The following is a 17,977-nucleotide window of genomic DNA, read 5'->3' as shown; positions in this document are numbered from 1 at the left end:
AACGTGCCACCACAGAAGTTTTAGAAAATACGCGCTGAAACCCCTATGAATGCTGGGGCGACGTTACGAAATTGACGATTTTTGCCGATGAACTGTCGAACTCGGGGCGCCTGTTCGCGGATGGACCAGTCGATGCGGGTGTTTTGGCGCACGGTATCGGCCACCTCTTTTGCAATCATTTTCAGGGCATCGTCACCCATGGCCTGTACGGCGGAATCATTGGTCGCCAGGGCATCATAAAATGCCGCTTCGTCCTTGCTGAGGCCCAGTGCAGCATGGCGTTGATCCAGCGCCTGTAATGCTTTGGCCAGCTCGATGAGTTCCTGCATCACCTCAACGGTATCCACCGAGCGGTTGTGGTATTTGCGCAGGGCTTCTTCCAGCTTCTCTGAAAACGCCTTGCTCTGGATCAGGTTGCCCTTGCCCTCTTTGCGTACCTTGTCCTGCAACAGGCGACGCAACATTTCCAGGGCCAGATTCTTTTCTGGCATGGCTTGAATCTGCTCGATGAAGGCATCGGACAGCAGGGATATTTCGCCCTTGGGTAGTCCAGCCACGGCATACAGGTCCACCACACCTTCCGGGGCAATCGATTGGTCGATCAACTGGCGGATGGCATATTCCTGCTCTTCCACCAGGGATTCCGCGTCGCTTGTCTTGTCTAGTGTGGCGCGGACACTCAGGAAGAATACGATCTCGGTGCGGCAGCGTTCTACCATGTCATCGCCGTCGGCCAAAGTTGCCGCCTTTTTCAGGCCGGATGTGGCATTTCGATACCGCCTCTTGATGCCTTCTTCTGTGATCTCTTGGGACAGGATGAACTCGGTGGCCTTACGCAGGGTGGCGACCTTCTCGGAACCATCCCCAGTCAAATAGTCCTGATAATCGCAATCATGGAAAATGCTACGGCAGATATCCAGCTTTTCCAGCAGTACCTTTATCGCAGCCTGCACGGTTTCCGCTGGATTGCCCTTGCCACCGGATCGGGTGTACGTCTCAATGGCGTTTTTCAGGTCCTGGGCGATGCCGATGTAGTCCACCACTAGGCCCCAGACTTATTGGTAAATACCCGATTGACCCGTGCGATGGCCTGAATGAGGCTGTGCCCACGCATGGGCTTGTCCACATAGAGGGTGTTCAGGGCCGGGGCGTCGAATCCTGTCAGCCACATATCCCGCACGATGACGATCTCTAGGGGTTGCACCCCGGCAGGGGGGTCATCGGGATCTTTCAGGCGGTCGCCAATATCCTCACAACCTCTTTTGGTGCGGATGTGTTGCTTCCATTCGATGGGATCGCTGGCGTTTCCGGTCATAACCACCTTGATGCGGCCCTGGGTGTCGTCATCGCTGTGCCAGTCTGGACGCAGTTTGGTGATGGCATTATAGAGTTCCACGGCGATTCGGCGGCTCATGGCGACGATCATGGCCTTACCGGACAGGATGCTCTTGCGCTTTTCCCAGTGATCCAGAATATCGGCGGCAATCTGCTCGACCCTTTTCGGCGCACCCACTAGGGCTTCCAGTTGCGCCCAGCGGGTTTTCAGGCGTTCCTTACAATCGAAATGGAAAGGTTTTTCGAGCTGCCCTGCACTTGAAGTCCGCCTGGCCACTGGTACAGATACTTGTACGGGACGTGCTCAGAAACGGACCGGTCGGCAAAACGCGTGTTTACCAGCGAAGCTGGCAGCGCTGCCCAGTTCTTCCTCGATACGCAGCAACTGGTTGTACTTGGCCACCCGTTCGCCACGCGCCGGAGCACCCGACTTCAGATGCCCCGTATCCAGGGCGACGGTGAGGTCGGCGATGAAATCGTCGGTGGTTTCGCCGGAGCGATGCGAGACAAAGGCCCCCCAGCCGTGATATTGCGCCAGCCGTGTGGCGGTGATGGTCTCGGTCACCGTACCGATCTGATTGAGTTTGATGAGGGTGGCGTTGGCAATATTGTCTTCCATGGCGCGGGTGATGATTTTGGGGTTGGTACAGAAGATGTCGTCGCCAACCAGTTCGATGACGCCACCGAGCTTCTCATTCAGCAACTTCCAGCTCTCCCAGTCGTTCTCCGCGAGGCCATCTTCCAGCAGAACCACCGGATAATTGCGGACGATTTCTTCGTAGTAGGCCACCATCTCCACACTGCTGATGGCCCGCTTCTCGGTACGTAGCTGATAGACGCCGTCCTTGAAAAACTCCGAGGATGCGGGGTCGATGGCGATGCCGGCGTCCCGGCCCGGTTCAAACCCAGCCTTACGGATGGCGTCCAGCAATAGATCATAGGATTCATGGTTGGAGGACACCATCGGCGCAAAACCGCCTTCATCACCGACGCCGACGGAGAGATGTTTCTCCAGCAGGATGGCCTGCAGGGCGTGATAGATTTCCGCCCCCCAACGCAGGGCTTCACGGAATGTGTTCGCGCCATAGGGCACCAGCATGCACTCCTGGAAGTCGGCGCCTTGCCAGTGGGCGTGAACGCCACCATTGAGTACGTTGAAACAGGGGACCGGCAGGCGGGTGGCGCCTGGGCCGCCCAGATAGGCGTAGAGGGGCAGATCGCTGTAGTTGGCCGCAGCGCGGGCGCAGGCCATGGAGACGCCGAGCAGGGCATTGGCGCCAAGCCGACTTTTGTTGTCGGTGCCGTCCAGTCCGATAAGGGTGTCGTCGATGGCCTTCTGTTCCCGGACATTCAGATACTGCAGGTCCGGGGCGATGATTTCTTCAATGTTCCGAATGACTTTTTCCACACCCTTGCCGTCATAGCGACGCGGATCGCCGTCGCGCAACTCTGCTGCTTCCCTGCTGCCGGTGGAGGCACCGGAAGGTACTGCCGCCCGGGCGCGGCTGCCGTCGGCCAGGAATACTTCTACTTCCACCGTGGGATTACCCCGTGAGTCCAAAATTTCGCGGGCGATGATATCTTCAATACGGCTGTCCATAAATGCTCCTGTCTCGCCGATCTTGCGTGTCGCGGCTATCGGTAGTAAACGAGAAAAATTAGTAGAGTGTCAAACATGGGTTAGTTGCGATAGGTCAACTGCACTGTGAATCTCGCGCAGCATGTCATCATCACTATCTATGGAGACCCAGTTCCGAAAAGCACCCGAACGTGCGAGTAACGGCTCAACCGACCGAAGCACTATAATGATTGTAAAAATGTTATTTTTTAATTACTTTTAACTGCTTGACCTAGCCATCACGCTTTACTACTATAATTAACATGAGTGGCGATGGAGTCCGCCCAATAACCGCCTTTATAGGCTAATGACTGCTACTGATCCTGATCGCAAGGTCGGGCGGTGGGGAGTTGGAAACCTATATAAAGGGGGAGGCATGCTCGGCGATATCGTCTTGCAGTGTGGACAAGTCTTGACGGTGATATGGTTATCACCGCTCTTGCACGGCTTCGTTGTCACCATGGAAGAGCGCGTTCAGCGCGGACAAGGGCCGTCCATATTCCAGCCCTATCGGGATCTCTGGAAACTCTTCCACAAAACCCTGCTGATACTGGAATCTGCGTCCTGGGTGTTTTTCTGGGCGCCGGTGGTGGCTTTTACCGCCATGCTCATCGTGCTGATGCTGATTCCGGTGCTGACCAATTTCCCGCTGCCCCTGTCCGATATGGGGGATATCCTCGGCGGCGGCCTGATTCTGACCCTCGGTGGTCGGCCTGCAGGAAACCCAACGCGGCGGGCAGGCCAGTCTCTATATGCTGGCCCTGTTGGAAATCGGCGCGGTGGCGTTGTTGCTCTGCCTGGTGCTGCTCGGCGCGAGCGATACGCAGTTTGCCGTCTGGGCAGCGAGCTGGTCCACTTATGGCACGGCGGCCTTCGGAGTGGCGGTGCTGTTTATCATCGGCTTCGGCGCCAAGCTCGGCATCCTGCCCTTTTACGAATGGTATCCGGGTGCTTACGGGAGTGGCAGTGGTGCTTCGGGGGCACTGCTTTCCGGCATTGTGCTGAACGTCGCGTATTTCGCCCTGGGACGGGCCATGCTCGACTGGTTGCCGGTCAGCGCCGCCACCGGTGTGGGCATTCTGCTGGTGGCCCTGGGGACGGTATCCGCCATCCTCGCTATTCTCTACGCCTTTCAACAGGAAGACTGGCGACGCCTGCTGGCATTTTCTACGGCGGAAAATGCGGGGCTGGCGGTGGTCGCGCTGGGTGCCGCCTCCCTGTTCCGGGCCGACGGCCTGTCCATGCTGACGACTCTGGCCTGGACGGTAGGCCTGATTCATCTCGGCGGCCATAGTCTGGCCAAGGGTGCCATGATGCTCAGCGCCGATCGGGTGGCGGCGGTGCGCGGCAACTATCAGATCGCGCAGAGCCGGGTACTGGCCCTCGCCCCTTGGACTTTAGGCATCGGCGCCCTGTTCGGGGCCATGAGTCTCGCCGCCATGCCGCCCATGGCGGGTTTTGCCAGCGAATGGTACCTCTTTCAAACCGTGTTTCAGGATTTCCATCTGACTTCTTCTGCCGCCCGGGTAGCGCTGGCGCTGAGCGGTGCTGGCCTGGCCCTGACCGCTGCCATTGCCCTGGCGACCATGGTCAAAGTCTTCGGCATCGGCCTGCTGGGACGGGAGGAAAACCCGACCGAAGTCACGGGCCGCTGGCCGCTTCTGGGTCTGGGTCTTTTGGTGCTGGCCTATGCCGTGGCGCTGCCCTGGACATTAGCGGCACTGGTCCGGGACGGCTGGCCCGCCGTTCCCGCCGCTGTGGCCGCCATGGTGCGCGGCCCGATACTGGTGCCATTGACTCCTCATTTCGCCTTTATTTCGCCCCCTTTGTTGCTGCTCATGGGAGTATTACTGGCACTGATTCCCCTGGGTTTGCTGGGCTGGAGCCAGCACAGTCACGGCCGCCGCCGGGTACCCGTATGGGGTCACGGCCTGCGCCGGATACCGGCGGACAATGCGGTGACTGCGCTGGCTTTTTCCAATGCACTGCGGGAATTTTATAGCTTTGTGTACCGGCCCAGCACCAATACCGAAAAAAGCCATACGGACCGCCATTATTTCGTTCATGAGGTGCACTTCAATTACAGTCAGGCCCCCGTCTTTGGACCCTGGTTGTTTCGCCCGGCAGTACGCCTGGTGCAGAATCTCAGCGACCGGATTGGTCTGACCTTGCAAAATGGCTCACTCAACGCCTATCTCGCTTATATCGGGATACTGTTGATCGTCATTTTGGGCAGCGTCTTTTATTTGTAATAGGAAGGAGTAAGGATGTTCGCAACATTCGGATATGTTACTTTTTTTGCCTTGATTGGCGTCTGGGCGCGCTATGGTCAGAATTTGCTGGTGCAGACCGTGTTTGGCCGTAATTTTCCATGGGCGATTCTGAGTATCAATGTGATGGGCTGTTTTCTCATGGGGTTTCTGTTTTTTGAGACCTTGGATCGTATCTCTGTGAGTCCAGAATTACGCACAGGCATACTTACTGGCGGATTAGGCACCTACACCACTTTTTCGACTTTTTCTGTGGAAACACTGGTACTTTTTGAAAATGGCGAGCCGGTTAAGGGCCTCATCTATGTATTTTCGACAATGGTTTTATGTCTGGGTGCGACTTTTTCCGGTGCCTGGGTTTCGCGCAGTATTTGAGAGGTGACTCATGACAACCGTATCTGTAGTACGTATTTACATTAAAGAAGGTGACAAGCATAGCGGACACAATCTTATGCAAGATATTTTCCGCATGCTCCATGATCAGTACAAGGTGCGTGGTGTTACCGCCTTTCGCGGTATCGCGGGTTTTGGCAGCAAAGGCGAGGTTTTTGCTGATGACATTATGCATTTCAACGTCCATCTGCCGCTGGTGCTGGAATTTTTTGATGAACCAGAGACGGTGGACATCGTGATGCCGCACCTGCGGGAATTGGTGCCACCAGGCCATATTCTGCGCTGGGAAGCCGATTGCGGCTGCGAATGAACCATCATTACTGCCCGCTCTGTTATGCGGAAATGCCCATCGGCTCAATCATCTGTCCGACCTGCGGGCAAGATGTTGAGGGCTGGGAACGTCACACACCGTACTACAACCGCTTGATCTGGGCGCTGAAAAATCCCCATTCCGAAGTACGGATGGGAGCTATTCTCAGCTTGCAGAATCACAGACGTGACGGTGCGGCAGGGCCGCTGGCGGAATGCGCCATGAACTGGCCTATTGATGTGGTGCAGGGAATGGCCGTTGTCGAGGCCATAGCCAAACTGCCGGACGGCGCCGAGAAAACCGCTGCCTTACGGCAATTACAGCAACATGAAGCCCATGCAATACGCGTTGCTGCAGGAGAACTGCTGGCAAAGGGAGCAGATAACGATGGTCATTCGACTTAAACAGTCAGTGGATGCACTGGCAGAGCGCGTCGTCCGTAAAGCCAGTGAATACCCGCGTATCGGCGTAGCGCTGTGGATATGCCACAACGGATCAGCCCATGTTGTGCCTGTGAAGGATTCCGTACTGTCCGGCCCTGGCACTGCTGAGCCCTGCCTGTTGATTGGTCATTATCGGACGCCCTGTGAACCTGAGAATATTGTCGAAGATATTGAGTGGGTGGTCCGCGCCGTCCATATGGGACGGCCACATTAGAATCACAGGGAGCACTTTATAAAATGCGTATCAGAAGGCTCGTACTGGATGTTGATAAGGCTTTTGCTCAGCCCAGTCTGTTCGATATTGCCGCCGCTATCGAAAAAGTCAGCGGTGTGGAGGGTTTTAACATTTCGGTGGAAGAAGTCGATCAGGAAACAGTCGGCACACTGATCAATGTGGAAGGTGACAATATCGATTATATCGGATTGCTCGCGGCCATCGAAAAAAGTGGTGCCGCCGTGCATGGTGTCGAGGAAATTGTCGTCGGCAATCGCATGGTCGATTACCGGCGACGGGCTAGCAAATGAAAATATCGCGCCGGGAAATATTTCCCATAGTACTTGGCCTTGCCGACGGAACATGCACGGCGCTCGTGCTCGCCAGTCAAAAGATGATGACGGGCGGCATCGACGTCTGGCAGGCCTTTCGTATTGGCATTATCACCTCTGCATCAGGCTTCTTACCCCTATGGGTAGCGGAATACGCCGGGCTGCGTAATGATCTGGTACGCATGGCGAAGCAACTGAATATGGCTTCTGCCCATGCTCTGCAAAAAAGCGACCTGGGCCTGCAAACCTTGCGTAACTCCTGGTTTATGGCGAGCCTTGCAACCGCCAGCAGTTTCGGCGGGGCGGCCATACCGTTGGCCCTGGCCGTACTCTTTCCGCGACTGATTTTTCTACCGCTTGTTGCGGCTAATCTCACCCTGATGGGTGTAGGTCTGGTACTTGGTTACTGGGTACAGGGCGCGCGCTGGAAGTGGGCGCTGGGACTGATGGGCATTGGCAATGTGCTGGCAGTGCTGGGCTACAAGGTGGGTTTCTCGTGATCAGCAGGAGACACCCATGACAGCACTGGGGACGCGTTTCGCGTTAAACCTCGCACAGGTCGCTTTTTTGCTGATTTTCGCCCCCTTGGTCGAAGGTGTGCTACATCGCCTGGAAGAAATCATTCAGGGCAAACGCGGACCCAGCATCTGGCAGACCTACCGGGATATCTGGAAGCTGTTCGGCAAGGATGAAGTCATCTCCGAGGAGTCCACCTGGGTTTTCCGTTTTGCGCCGATTATCGCTTTTGTCATGCCGATGTTTGTGGTGCTGCTGATTCCGGCGCTGACTGCCTACCCCCTCTTTTTTGCCTTCATGGGGGATATGGTCGCGGTGGGCTTTCTGATGGCTGTTTCCGGGTTTTTTGTCGCGCTGGCGGGCATGGACACGGGCAATGTCTACGCTGCGGTGGGCGCCAGCCGCACCCACATGGTCGGTTTTTTGGCCGAACCGGTGTTCATCATGGTGTTTTTTAGTGTGTCCTATGTGGCGAACAGCACCATCCCCTATTTTGTGAATGCCACCTGGGGGGCATCGTGGGGCAGCATGCTGCAACCTTCGCACTTACTGGTGATTCTCGCCTTTTTCCTGCTCATTCTCGCGGATGAGGGACGCATTCCGGTAGACAGCGCCGCAGGCAAGGTAGAAATTGCCATGATCAGTCACTCCAAAGGCCTCGAATATTCGGGTACCAGCGCAGCACTCATAAAATGGGGCGGGACAACCAAACTAATGGTGCTAGCCATGATCTTCGTCAATGTATTGGTGACGCCGTGGGGGCTCGCACAGGGTACGCAATGGACGGCGATACTCGCCGCGATCGGCCTGGTGCTCATCAAGCTGCTGGCTTTTGTGATTGTGCTCGCTTTCATCGAAACCACCCTCGCCAAACTGCGGCTCTTCCGGATTTCGGAATTTTTGTCGGTGGCCTTCGTGATCTGCCTCTTTGCCGTCAGCGTGCGCCTCGTGGGAATCGGTTGATGGATGCCACTGTGAGTCCCATCGCCCTCAGCCTGGACGGCTCCATCGCCGCCCTCTTCGTCGTGCTCGGTCTCGGGGTAATGGTATCCCGACAGATGCTGGGGACCCTGCGCTTTTTCATGTGGCAATCCGTCGCGCTGACGGCCTCGGCGCTGGTGCTGGCCGATGCTTTGCAGGCCATCAACCTGCTCTGGGTGGCGCTGATCACCTTCAGCACCAAGGTCATTGCGGTGCCGCTGGTACTGCGCTGGGCTGCCGGAGAGGAGATCTATGGGCGGCGCGAAGTGGATCAGGCCTTGAGCATTTCGGCCTCGGTATTGGTGGCGGCGACACTTGCGCTGGTGGGCTGGTTCGCTGTGGCGCCGGTACTGCCGATCCTCCATGGTACTCCGTTTGCGCAACTGAATTTGCCTACCGGCCTGATCATGGTGCTCTGGGGCGCCTTTACCGTCGCCCTGCGCCGGGAAAGTGTCGCCCAGTTGATGGGCCTCCTGATCATGGAAAACGGGGCTTTCTTCGGCTCCATCGCCATCGTCCACAATCTGACGGTCATTGCCGAGATTGCCGCAGCGGTGGACGTGCCGATTGTTGCGCTGGTCATCGGCCTGCTGATTCGCAGCATCCGCCGGGTGACCGGCACCACGCGGGTGGGCGGCATGGATACACTCCATGAACGCTAGCTGGCTACCGGCACTCATCCTGCTCATACCCTTCGTCGGGGCGCTGCTCGCCCTATTGAATCGGCGGGCCGCACCCTATATGACCCTGCTGGCGGCGGCCATCACTCCGATACTCGCCATACTGGCGGCGCTACAAGTGGAAAGCCACGGCCTGCTGACCGGAACGGATGGCCTCTTTGCGCTGGATGCCCTCGGGGCGCTCTATTTGCTGCCGGTGAGCTTCGTTTATTTTACCTCATCCCTCTATGCCATTGGTTATCTCCGGGCACGCCGTCAGGAACATCCCGCAGGAACGCCACCTCGTTACCGGGAATATTTCCCCCTGATGAACATCTTCGCGCTGGTGATTTTAGCCGTGCCGCTGGTCGCCAACCTTGCTCTGATGTGGATTGCCATTGAGCTGACCACGGTATTCTCGGCCTTTCTGGTGGCTTATGAGGACCGTGCCGAAGCGCTGGAAGCGGCATGGAAGTACGTGGTCTTGACCAGTATGGGGGCGATGATCGCGTTGCTCGGCGTGCTGATGCTCTATTACGGCACCCACGCCGTCGACCAACCGCCTACCTGGGACGGACTGCTGAAGGCGGCTCCGCAAATACCCGCGCCCCTGCTGCTCCTCGCTTTTGTCCTCTGGCTGATCGGCTTCGGTGCCAAAACCGGGCTGGTGCCCATGCATACCTGGCTGCCCGATGCCCACAGCCAGGCTCCGGCTTCGGTCTGTGCCGTGCTCTCCGGCGTCGAGACCAGTGCTGCCCTCTACATGCTCTTACGCATCTATCCGGTGCTGGCATCCAACCCCGGCATTCATGATCCGGCGGCCTGGTATATGACGGCAGGACTCATCACCGTCGGCAGCGCCGCCTTCATGCTTTTGCAGGTCCATGATTTTAAGCGGATGTTTGCCTACTCCACCATCGAGCACATGGGGATCATTCTGACCGCCTGTGGCATCGGCGCCGCCGTCCACGAGCAGGGCACGGTCTATCAGCTCTTCGCCCACGGCTTTACCAAGTCGCTGTGCTTTTATGCGGCGGGACTGGCGGGGATCGTCTTCGGCACGCAGGAAATCGCCAAGGTGCGCGGCCTCATCAGTCGCGCACCCGCAGTGGGCTGGGCTCTGGTGATCGGTACCCTGGCCATTGCCGGGGCGCCACCCTTCGCGCTCTTTCTGTCGGAGTTCGAGATTCTCTACACGGGTTTCCGCACCGGCCAGTATCTGCCCACCAGTTTGCTCACCGTCTTCATCGTGCTGGCCTTCATCGCCCTGGCCTACCAAGCCTCGCGCATCGCCTTCGGGGAGCCCGCCGGCCGATCGCTGCCTAAGGTGCGCCTGCCGCGTACTAGCCTGGCAGCCATGGCCATGGCCATTATTCCGGTCTTTATTTTCGGCTTTTATCTGCCACCGCCCCTCGCCCATCTGGTACACCAGGCAGCATACCTGCTGGAGGTCCACGGATGACGGCCGGTGCGAAAATCAGTGACTGGTTGCAGCAGCAGACGGATGTCACGGTGCGCGAGATTTATGCGGGCTGGCTGCAACTCGGCTGTAAGGCCGATCAACTCGTCACCCTGACCACTGCACTGGTCAACCACTGGCGGGCGGAGTTTGCCACCCTGCTGGTGGAAGAGACCTCAGCGGAAGCCCCCCTCGCCGTGCATTATCTTTTCTATCTGCCGGAAGACGGTTGCCTGATCGAACTGAAAATTCTGGTACGTCCGGGGGAGGAATTGCCCGCCATCAGTGACACCGTCCACGCCGCTGACTGGCACGAGCGCGAGGCCTGGGATTTATACGGCCTGCGTTTCAGCGGGCATCCCTTCCTCGGCGATTTTGTACTGCATGACGACGACTGGCCGGAGGGCCTCGACCCCATGCGACACCGTTTTGATGGTCGTCGACGGCCCGACGTGCATGGCTCCGGAGCAAACTGGGTGCCGCCGAAAATTCTCCAGGAGGAAGGCTCCATCCTCTTCCCCATCGGTCCGATCTGGGGGGATTTCAACGAATCCGGCCTGTGGCTGCTGGAGACCCCGGGCGAGCAGATTCGCTATCTGCACACTCGCCTCTTTTACAAATACCGGGGCGTCGAGAAGATTGCCGAAGGGCAGACGGTGGATCGCGCCTTGCTGCTGGCCGAACGCTTTGCCGGGGCTTCCGCTTTCGCTCACGCCTGGGCCTATTGTCAGGCAGCAGAGCGAATAGGCGATTGCACGGTGCCCGCCCGCGCCCAGAGCCTGCGCCTGATCATCGCGGAACTGGAACGCATCCGTCATCACGCAGCCAATATTGCGGAAATAGCCGGCTCCACGGCACTGTCCGTGGCCAAGGCCATGGCCCAGGGAATTGTCGAAGATCTGTTGCGGCTCAGCGCGAGGCTCTGCGGACATCGTTATTTCTTCGGTTTGCTGACGCTTGGTGGCTTGAACTTTGATCTTGACCCTGCGCAGCTCACCCTATTGGCCGAGACCCTGCCGACGCTGAATGGGCGCATGCGAGAACTGGAGCTTCTGCTGGAAAACAGCTCCAGTTTTCTCGACCGTATTGAGGAAATGGGCGCCCTGAGCCCGGAGCTCGCCCACACCTATGGCGTGGTCGGTCCCATCGCCCGTGCTTCGGGACGAGCCATCGACCTGCGTCGTACCCTGCCGTACGGCAACTACCAGACACTGCCCATGGACATCCCGGTGGAGCAGGAGGGAGATGGTTATGCCCGGCTGCGGGTCCTTTTTGCCGAGAGCCGTATCAGCACTGCCCTGATCCTCCAGGCACTTCAGGACGTGCCGACCGGCCCGGTGCGAATTGCCTGCCCCCTTCGGGAAGGTCATGCCCTCGCCTGGGTAGAGGCACCCTCTGGAGCAACCTTCCACTGGCTGCGCTGCGCTGCCGATGGCCAGGTGCTGCGCCTGCGCCTCGGAACCCCTGGCTTCCGCAACTGGCATGCTTTTGAGCGGGCGGTAGAGGGTGCAGCCTTTCAGGACTTCCCCATCATCCTGGCCACCTGGGGCCTTTCCGTGGCGGAGAATGATCGCTGATGAGCTTCTGGCCTTATTACGGATTAAAACGCGGCATTCAAACGACACCTTGGCCCGCAACGGAAGAGCAGACGCCGGGCGTCACGCCAGGACGACCGCAGGCGAGCCAAGTGGTCAATGCCGAGGCACTGGCGCAGGGTTGCCCAACCGGCGCCTTACAGGCGGTCGCTGCAGGAGTGGCCGTGGACTTTGCGCGCTGCATTCACTGTCAACGCTGCCGCCACGGCGACAACGCGCTGCACTGGTCGGAGGACTTTACCTGGACCAGTACCGGCGGGATTGGGTTGCCCCCGTTGGGCAGCCGCTTCCGGCGCTCCCTGCATGTCCTCTATATCGACGCCGGAGCCTGTGGCGCCTGCGTCAACGAAGTCCGGCTGATTGATGCGCCCGCCTACAACCTGCACCGGCTGGGTATTTTTATCACCGCCAGTCCTCGGGATGCCGATGTGCTGCTGGTCGCCGGTCCCATCACCGACGCCATGCGCACCGCCATCGGCAAGGCCTACGCCGCCATGCCTGAACCGAAACGGGTGGTGGGCATGGGCGTTTGCTCCATGAATGGCGGCATCTTCGGGGAGAGCTTCGCCTGTGCCGGTGGGCTGGGAAAAATCATCCCGGTGGATGTATGGATTCCCGGCTGCCCGCCACCACCGCTGGCTATTCTGCACGGACTGCTGACGGTGGTCGGGCGTGCCATACCGACGGCCCTGAAGGAACAGCCCTGATGCTCTATATCATCGCCTACCTGCTCTTCGCCGCTGGCCCGTTGCTGGCCCTGCTCCCCGGACGCCGTATCCCGTCCGTCCTGGCTTGGAGTACCATGACCACAGGCTGCGTACTCATGGGCACTGAGGGCGTCATCGCCATCGATGGTCTTGCGGCGCAACCCCTGATTCAGTTGGCCCTGCCCATCATTGGGCCATTCGACTTCGTACAGACACCCCTCGGCGGCTTGCTCATCCTGATTACGGCTTCGGTCTTTGCCGTTGCCCTGCCCTTCGTCGCACGGGATGCCAGCGCTTTTCCTCAAGGAAGACGTGCCCTTTTCCTCGCCATTGTCATGCTCACCCTGGCGGCGATGATTGGCTTTTTTTCCGCCGCGACCATCGTCTCCTTTATTTTCTGCTGGGAACTGGCAGCCATAGCCATCTGGGGACTGATCACCTTTGAAACCCGGCAGAGCAAACCGGTGGCGGCGGGGTTGTTGACGTTGGCGCTCTCCGAACTGGGTAGTCTCGCCGGGCTGGTGAGCCTGCTGCTGCTGGCTTCTGCCGCCAGCACCCCGCAGTTGGTTGGTATCGCCGCAGCGATACCACATCTCTCACCCACCCTCATCCTCGTCGCGGGACTGCTGGCCTTTTTCGGCTTCGGCATGAAGGCGGGCATCATTCCGCTCAATGTCTGGCTACCCGCTGCTCACGGCACCGCACCGCGTTCTACCTCGCCGATCCTCTCCGGCGCCACACTGAATCTCGGCCTTTACGCTTTTTTGCGCATCGATGCTCCCATTGCTCTGCATACCCCCGATCTGGGACTGATCATCCTCAGCAGTGGCGCCCTGACCGCGCTCATCGGCATCATCTACGCGCTGGTGGAAAAGGATATGAAGCGCTTGCTGGCACAAAGTTCGGTAGAAAACATGGGCATCGCCACCGCGGGTATCGGTGCCGGGCTGACCTTCGCCGCCTACGGTCACCCACTGCTGGGCGGAGCCTCCATGGTCGCGGGCCTCTATCACATGATCAATCACTCCACCTTCAAAACCCTGCTTTTTTTGGGGGCGGGCGGCATCGACGCTACCACGGGCACCCACAATCTCGATGAACTGGGCGGACTGATGAAGCGGCTGCCCGCGCTCGGAGGATTTTTTCTGGTGGGTGCCTTTGCCATTGCGGCACTCCCGCCTTTTAACGGGTTTGTCAGTGAATGGCTGCTGCTGGAGTCCCTGCTGCGGGTAGTGGAAATTCCTGACATCCCAGTGCGCATTACTTTTGCCCTGTCCGGCGCCTTGCTCGCCCTCACCTCCGGTCTGGCGCTGACCTGCTTCATCATGCTCTCCGGGAGTGCGCTCATGGGCCTGCCGCGCTCGGAGCGTGCCGCGCAGGCGCACAAGGCCCCACGTACCGTGATCATCCCGATGGGGATGCTGGCCGTGCTCAGCCTGCTGCTGGGATTGGCCGCTACCCTCATCATTCCGGTGCTGGGACGGCTGGCCGCCCCCTTGGTCGGCGCCAACCCTACCGCTTCGCTGGTGCCAGCCTTCTTCCACCCGCGGTCCAGCATTCCCCTCGCCGTGCAGCACGCGCTGAACCCTATTGGCGTCAACGTCGGCGCCGCTTTCCTGCCCCTGCGCGGCCTCGTCGTCATGCATCTGGATCAGACCAGCGCACCGGTCGTCTACGCCATGTCGACCATGCTGGCTTTTGTGGTGTTGATCCTGATGCTCGGCGGCGTCTGGCTGCTGGCGCGGGGCCTGCGGCATAAGCGGATCACCCGCAGCACCCTCTGGGATGCCGGCTTGACCCGGCTGCGCCCGGAGATGACCTACACCGCCACCACTTTCGCCGCGCCGGTGCGTGTCGTCTTTCAGGGGCTCTTCCATCCGCACATCGAGGAAGACGAGGAACGCCAAGGTGCCTTCGTCCTTACCCGCAGCCACCGGCAGGTCATCACCAACATCAGTGACCGGCTGGTACTGAAACCGATGATCAGCGCGGCGTTTACGGTGGCAAACCGCCTCGCCCGCATGCACAAGGGCCGGGTAAACACCTATGCCGCGTACATTCTACTGGCCATGGTGCTGGTATTGATTATGGTCGGTGGGACGGGACGCTGATGGGAGGTTTGATCATGGAGAACGACACTCAGTTCTGGAAACGGGCACAAAACTACGTGCTGAGTCGTCAGTCGGCGGATAGCGGCTTCTGCTTCTACCGGGTCTGGGGGGTGGAAGAGTCCACCGCGCCAGATACCTATTACGCCATTGCCGTACTCCGCTTCTGGGGCATGGCCATTCCCCGCAGCGCCGAGCTGATCCGCTGGCTGCAATCCCTGCAAGATGATCAGGGGCGGTATTCCAGCCTGACCAATGCCAGTTTTGGTGTGCGCGCCCTGAGTCTGCTGGCAGCTGCCCCCCTCTGCGATCCTCGTCCCAATTTACTGAATTGGGCGACGCAGGCCGCAGGGCGCAATGACACTGTCAACAGCGAGACGCTGCGGGACTGGCAGCGCTGCGTCCAACTGCAGCGCCTGCTCGCCCCTGTTGAGCCCCTGCCCGAAATCATGTGTAGCGGCGCTGAAGCGATTCTGCGCGGCATGGAGGCCGCCGCCGGAGGCTTCGGCAGTCACCCCAACCTGATCGACAGCGGCAACGCCTGGGCCTTGCAGCGGCTTCTGGGCCAGCCCCATCGCCCACGGGATCAAATCTTCCTACACGCCTGCGAAGATGCCACCCTCGGCCTGCGTCTCAGCCCCGATGGCGCCAGCACCCGTTTGGAGGTCATCTTCTGGGGGGTACTACAGATGGTGCGTCTCCACATCGCGCCGCTGTATCCGCAGGCCATCATGACCTATGTGCGTGCATGCCAGCCAGTGAATGGCGGTTTCGGGCGCAGCACTGGCGCCATTGCCACCCTGGAGGGCACTTTTCATGCAGTGATGATTGCAGCGGGCTTATCCCGTAACCCGCTGTTACAGACGTTGACGGGAGCTTGAACGATCGGGGGTATTCGAAAGTAGTTAACTTAGGGGGCAGACGTTCGCACTGAGTGAGCGGGTATTTCTGCCATTCGGCTTGAAAGGACAGGAGTCTCAACGTGAAAGATCTACGCACCAACTTTTTGGACCACGTCAAAAATGGTCTTAACGGAAAACCGCTGTTTCTGCGCATCCTCTTCTGGGATGGCCATGAATACGCATTCAATCAGGACATCCGCGTTACCATGCATCTGCATTCCGCCAAGCTCATCTCGCGCATACTCATGGGCAGTGCCCTGGACGTGCTGGGTGAGGGGTATGTGGAAGGGGATATCGGTATCGAGGGGTGCTATCAGGACATTCTAGCGGTCGCCGAGCAACTCAGCGACTCCTTCCCGGCCAAAAAATCCAAGGGCGGTATCTTCCGTAAACATTACGCCGCCCACAGCAAGGCCAAGGACGCCGAAGCCATCCGCTATCATTACGACGTCTCCAATGATTTTTACCGCCTCTGGCTGGATCGCAACATGGTCTATTCCTGCGCCTACTTCAAGACGGGCGAGGAGGACATCCATACGGCCCAAGAGCAAAAACTTGATCATATCTGCCGCAAACTCCAACTCCAGCCGGGCGAAAAACTTCTGGACATCGGCTGCGGCTGGGGTGGGCTTTTGTCTTGGGCGGCCCGGAATTACGGCATTCTGGGGGTGGGTGTGACGCTGAGCGAGCAACAATACGTCTATGCCAAGGAACGCATGGAACGGGAAGGCCTGGCCGATCGGGTGGAGATTCGTCTACAGGACTACCGCGACATCCCCGAGCGGGAGCATTTTGACAAAGTATCCTCGGTGGGCATGTTCGAACACGTGGGCCGGACCATGCTGCCGGAATATTTCGGAGCCATCCAGCGAGTGCTCAAGGAGGGCGGCTGGACCCTGAACCACGGCATCACCGCCAGCCAACAGGATGATGAGGACGGCCATCACTCGGGCAGCGATTTCATGGATAAATACGTCTTTCCCGACGGCGAAATCCCCCATCTCTGGCGGGTGGTGCGGGACATGGCGGGACAATACCTGGAGGTGTTGGACGTGGAAAATCTCCGTGCCCACTACGCCCAGACCCTCATCCACTGGGTACGGCGGATGGAGGAGCGCAAGGCGGAGACTCTTGCCATGATCGGCGAGAAGCGCTATCGCATCTGGGCCATCTACATGGCAGGTTGCGCCTATGCCTTCTGGCGTAACTGGATAGCCTTGCATCAGGTGCTGGCGGTGAAGCAGACCCGATCGGAACTCACACCTCGGCCATGGGAGCGGCGCTATCAATACCAGGACGACAGCTTCCGCTTGGCCGAACCCCAGTGGGGTGACCTTTAATCGGCCCACGCGCTGGCCGGAATCGGCCGAAGCATACGGGTTTCATTTATCCAGAAAGGTGAATCATGAATCTGAAAAATATAGCGGTTGGCCGGCATGTGCCGGATGACGTCAACGCCGTGATCGAGGTTCCACAGGGTTCGAGCGTCAAATATGAGCTCGACAAACCCTCCGGAGTGATTCTGGTGGATCGCTTCCTTTTTACCGCCATGCACTACCCGGCGAATTATGGCTTTATCCCCCATACGCTTTCTACAGATGGGGACCCTACCGATATTTTGGTGGTATCCCCCCAGCCAGTACAGGCAGGCGCCATCATGCGCACGCGCCCCATCGGCGTTTTGCTTATGGAGGATGAGCATGGTACGGATTGCAAGATTATCGCCGTTCCTCACCACGAGGTGGCTGGTGGATATGATCATATAGAGGATATCGGTGACCTACCCAGCTATCTACGCGACGCGATTTTCCATTTCTTTGAACATTACAAAGAGTTGGAACAGGGCAAATGGGTAAGGTTGCAAGGCTGGCAGGGTGCGGAAGATGCGCGCACCATGATCCTGGCTGATCTGGCGCGGGCCAATGCCACGCATGCCTGACCTGGTGGTGAAGATGCCAATGGTCTGGAGCCGCTCCGTGGGTAGCCCCGGTGTTTCGAACTGTTTCTTTGTATCGGGAGGGAGGCGAAGACATGATACTCAAGCAATCGGCCGATGCCCTAGCTCTGCGTGTCGGGCCGAAAGATACCGCTATGGTGGTAACCGGGAGGTTCCGAGAAAACCCTCTATGCCGCAG

The 17,977-nt window shown here is 58.8% G+C and carries 19 protein-coding genes, 1 pseudogene and 1 riboswitch; of the genes and pseudogenes, 17 read left to right on the top strand and 3 right to left on the bottom strand.

Annotated features, from left to right (window positions below):
- Positions 1-20: 20 nt before the first annotated feature.
- Genes H2515_RS15475 through eno form a run of 3 tightly spaced genes read right to left on the bottom strand, consistent with a single transcriptional unit; the run spans position 21 to position 2,935 of the window.
- Positions 21-1,040, bottom strand: coding sequence for a DUF3387 domain-containing protein (locus H2515_RS15475; protein WP_198660566.1), 1,020 nt, complete (start codon positions 1,038-1,040; stop codon positions 21-23).
- Positions 1,041-1,042: 2 nt separating this feature from the next.
- A complete protein-coding gene (locus tag H2515_RS15470) occupies positions 1,043-1,612 on the bottom strand; it encodes a type I restriction endonuclease subunit R (RefSeq protein WP_198660565.1) in 570 nt (189 codons plus the stop codon).
- Between the two features lie 27 nt (positions 1,613-1,639).
- Positions 1,640-2,935, bottom strand: coding sequence for a phosphopyruvate hydratase (eno, locus tag H2515_RS15465; RefSeq protein ID WP_198660564.1), 1,296 nt, complete (start codon positions 2,933-2,935; stop codon positions 1,640-1,642).
- Between the two features lie 278 nt (positions 2,936-3,213).
- A riboswitch (Fluoride riboswitch) is annotated at positions 3,214-3,277 on the top strand.
- 172 nt (positions 3,278-3,449) lie between these two features.
- Here eno and H2515_RS16225 point away from each other — a divergent pair.
- The 17 genes and pseudogenes from H2515_RS16225 to ppa all read left to right on the top strand — a co-directional run.
- Positions 3,450-3,548 (top strand): annotated as a pseudogene (locus H2515_RS16225) (respiratory chain complex I subunit 1 family protein); the annotation flags it as partial.
- A 109-nt stretch (positions 3,549-3,657) separates the two neighbouring features.
- Positions 3,658-5,205, top strand: a complete 1,548-nt coding sequence (locus tag H2515_RS15455) for a proton-conducting transporter transmembrane domain-containing protein (RefSeq protein WP_232821450.1) — start codon at positions 3,658-3,660, stop codon at positions 5,203-5,205.
- 15 nt (positions 5,206-5,220) lie between these two features.
- On the top strand, positions 5,221-5,598 hold the full coding sequence (locus tag H2515_RS15450) for a fluoride efflux transporter FluC (RefSeq protein WP_198660563.1): 378 nt from the start codon (positions 5,221-5,223) through the stop codon (positions 5,596-5,598).
- Between the two features lie 10 nt (positions 5,599-5,608).
- Positions 5,609-5,926: a DUF190 domain-containing protein gene (locus H2515_RS15445; protein WP_198660562.1), complete on the top strand. Its 318-nt coding sequence runs from the start codon at positions 5,609-5,611 to the stop codon at positions 5,924-5,926.
- The gene (locus tag H2515_RS15440) at positions 5,923-6,330 is read left to right on the top strand and encodes a HEAT repeat domain-containing protein (RefSeq protein WP_198660561.1); all 408 of its coding nucleotides are present in this window, start codon (positions 5,923-5,925) and stop codon (positions 6,328-6,330) included. The genes H2515_RS15445 and H2515_RS15440 overlap by 4 nt, the downstream gene beginning before the upstream one ends.
- Positions 6,314-6,583 (top strand): hypothetical protein, encoded by a 270-nt coding sequence (locus H2515_RS15435; RefSeq protein ID WP_198660560.1) that lies wholly within the window; start codon positions 6,314-6,316, stop codon positions 6,581-6,583. Before H2515_RS15440 ends, H2515_RS15435 begins: the two co-directional genes overlap by 17 nt.
- Before the next feature lie 23 nt (positions 6,584-6,606).
- Positions 6,607-6,894: a DUF211 domain-containing protein gene (locus H2515_RS15430; RefSeq protein WP_198660559.1), complete on the top strand. Its 288-nt coding sequence runs from the start codon at positions 6,607-6,609 to the stop codon at positions 6,892-6,894.
- On the top strand, positions 6,891-7,415 hold the full coding sequence (locus H2515_RS15425) for a hypothetical protein (protein WP_198660558.1): 525 nt from the start codon (positions 6,891-6,893) through the stop codon (positions 7,413-7,415). Before H2515_RS15430 ends, H2515_RS15425 begins: the two co-directional genes overlap by 4 nt.
- Positions 7,416-7,431: 16 nt before the next feature.
- Complete coding sequence (locus tag H2515_RS15420; RefSeq protein WP_198660557.1) at positions 7,432-8,394, top strand: respiratory chain complex I subunit 1 family protein; 963 nt, start codon at positions 7,432-7,434, stop codon at positions 8,392-8,394.
- A complete protein-coding gene (locus H2515_RS15415) occupies positions 8,394-9,074 on the top strand; it encodes a hypothetical protein (RefSeq protein WP_198660556.1) in 681 nt (226 codons plus the stop codon). The genes H2515_RS15420 and H2515_RS15415 overlap by 1 nt, the downstream gene beginning before the upstream one ends.
- A complete protein-coding gene (locus H2515_RS15410; protein ID WP_198660555.1) occupies positions 9,064-10,533 on the top strand; it encodes a proton-conducting transporter transmembrane domain-containing protein in 1,470 nt (489 codons plus the stop codon). The genes H2515_RS15415 and H2515_RS15410 overlap by 11 nt, the downstream gene beginning before the upstream one ends.
- Positions 10,530-12,107 carry a hydrogenase large subunit gene (locus H2515_RS15405; RefSeq protein WP_198660554.1) on the top strand — a complete coding sequence of 526 codons (1,578 nt, stop codon included), beginning with the start codon at positions 10,530-10,532 and terminating at the stop codon, positions 12,105-12,107. The genes H2515_RS15410 and H2515_RS15405 overlap by 4 nt, the downstream gene beginning before the upstream one ends.
- A complete protein-coding gene (locus H2515_RS15400) occupies positions 12,107-12,832 on the top strand; it encodes an NADH-quinone oxidoreductase subunit B family protein (protein ID WP_198660553.1) in 726 nt (241 codons plus the stop codon). Before H2515_RS15405 ends, H2515_RS15400 begins: the two co-directional genes overlap by 1 nt.
- The gene (locus H2515_RS15395) at positions 12,832-14,943 is read left to right on the top strand and encodes a proton-conducting transporter transmembrane domain-containing protein (protein WP_198660552.1); all 2,112 of its coding nucleotides are present in this window, start codon (positions 12,832-12,834) and stop codon (positions 14,941-14,943) included. The genes H2515_RS15400 and H2515_RS15395 overlap by 1 nt, the downstream gene beginning before the upstream one ends.
- A gap of 14 nt (positions 14,944-14,957) precedes the next feature.
- Positions 14,958-15,821, top strand: coding sequence for a prenyltransferase/squalene oxidase repeat-containing protein (locus H2515_RS15390; RefSeq protein WP_232821449.1), 864 nt, complete (start codon positions 14,958-14,960; stop codon positions 15,819-15,821).
- A 101-nt stretch (positions 15,822-15,922) separates the two neighbouring features.
- Positions 15,923-17,182 carry a class I SAM-dependent methyltransferase gene (locus tag H2515_RS15385; RefSeq protein WP_198660550.1) on the top strand — a complete coding sequence of 420 codons (1,260 nt, stop codon included), beginning with the start codon at positions 15,923-15,925 and terminating at the stop codon, positions 17,180-17,182.
- A gap of 65 nt (positions 17,183-17,247) precedes the next feature.
- Positions 17,248-17,781 carry an inorganic diphosphatase gene (ppa, locus tag H2515_RS15380; RefSeq protein ID WP_198660549.1) on the top strand — a complete coding sequence of 178 codons (534 nt, stop codon included), beginning with the start codon at positions 17,248-17,250 and terminating at the stop codon, positions 17,779-17,781.
- Positions 17,782-17,977 lie beyond the last annotated feature (196 nt).

This window comes from Acidithiobacillus ferrivorans, from assembly GCF_016250455.1.
GTDB classification, from domain to species: Bacteria; Pseudomonadota; Gammaproteobacteria; order Acidithiobacillales; family Acidithiobacillaceae; genus Acidithiobacillus; species Acidithiobacillus ferrivorans.
The sequence above is the reverse complement of the archived record's forward strand: the minus strand, read 5'-3'. Positions and strand labels throughout refer to the sequence as shown.

Excerpts from the sequence above, each read along its gene's own strand:
- eno (WP_198660564.1), bottom strand. The coding sequence starts at position 2,935 with ATGGACAGCCGTATTGAAGATATCATCGCCCGCGAAATTTTGGACTCA.
- H2515_RS15450 (WP_198660563.1), top strand. The coding sequence starts at position 5,221 with ATGTTCGCAACATTCGGATATGTTACTTTTTTTGCCTTGATTGGCGTC.
- H2515_RS15445 (WP_198660562.1), top strand. The coding sequence starts at position 5,609 with ATGACAACCGTATCTGTAGTACGTATTTACATTAAAGAAGGTGACAAG.
- H2515_RS15440 (WP_198660561.1), top strand. The coding sequence starts at position 5,923 with ATGAACCATCATTACTGCCCGCTCTGTTATGCGGAAATGCCCATCGGC.
- H2515_RS15435 (WP_198660560.1), top strand. The coding sequence starts at position 6,314 with ATGGTCATTCGACTTAAACAGTCAGTGGATGCACTGGCAGAGCGCGTC.
- H2515_RS15430 (WP_198660559.1), top strand. The coding sequence starts at position 6,607 with ATGCGTATCAGAAGGCTCGTACTGGATGTTGATAAGGCTTTTGCTCAG.
- H2515_RS15425 (WP_198660558.1), top strand. The coding sequence starts at position 6,891 with ATGAAAATATCGCGCCGGGAAATATTTCCCATAGTACTTGGCCTTGCC.
- H2515_RS15420 (WP_198660557.1), top strand. The coding sequence starts at position 7,432 with ATGACAGCACTGGGGACGCGTTTCGCGTTAAACCTCGCACAGGTCGCT.
- H2515_RS15415 (WP_198660556.1), top strand. The coding sequence starts at position 8,394 with ATGGATGCCACTGTGAGTCCCATCGCCCTCAGCCTGGACGGCTCCATC.
- H2515_RS15410 (WP_198660555.1), top strand. The coding sequence starts at position 9,064 with ATGAACGCTAGCTGGCTACCGGCACTCATCCTGCTCATACCCTTCGTC.
- H2515_RS15405 (WP_198660554.1), top strand. The coding sequence starts at position 10,530 with ATGACGGCCGGTGCGAAAATCAGTGACTGGTTGCAGCAGCAGACGGAT.
- H2515_RS15400 (WP_198660553.1), top strand. The coding sequence starts at position 12,107 with ATGAGCTTCTGGCCTTATTACGGATTAAAACGCGGCATTCAAACGACA.
- H2515_RS15395 (WP_198660552.1), top strand. The coding sequence starts at position 12,832 with ATGCTCTATATCATCGCCTACCTGCTCTTCGCCGCTGGCCCGTTGCTG.
- H2515_RS15390 (WP_232821449.1), top strand. The coding sequence starts at position 14,958 with ATGGAGAACGACACTCAGTTCTGGAAACGGGCACAAAACTACGTGCTG.
- ppa (WP_198660549.1), top strand. The coding sequence starts at position 17,248 with ATGAATCTGAAAAATATAGCGGTTGGCCGGCATGTGCCGGATGACGTC.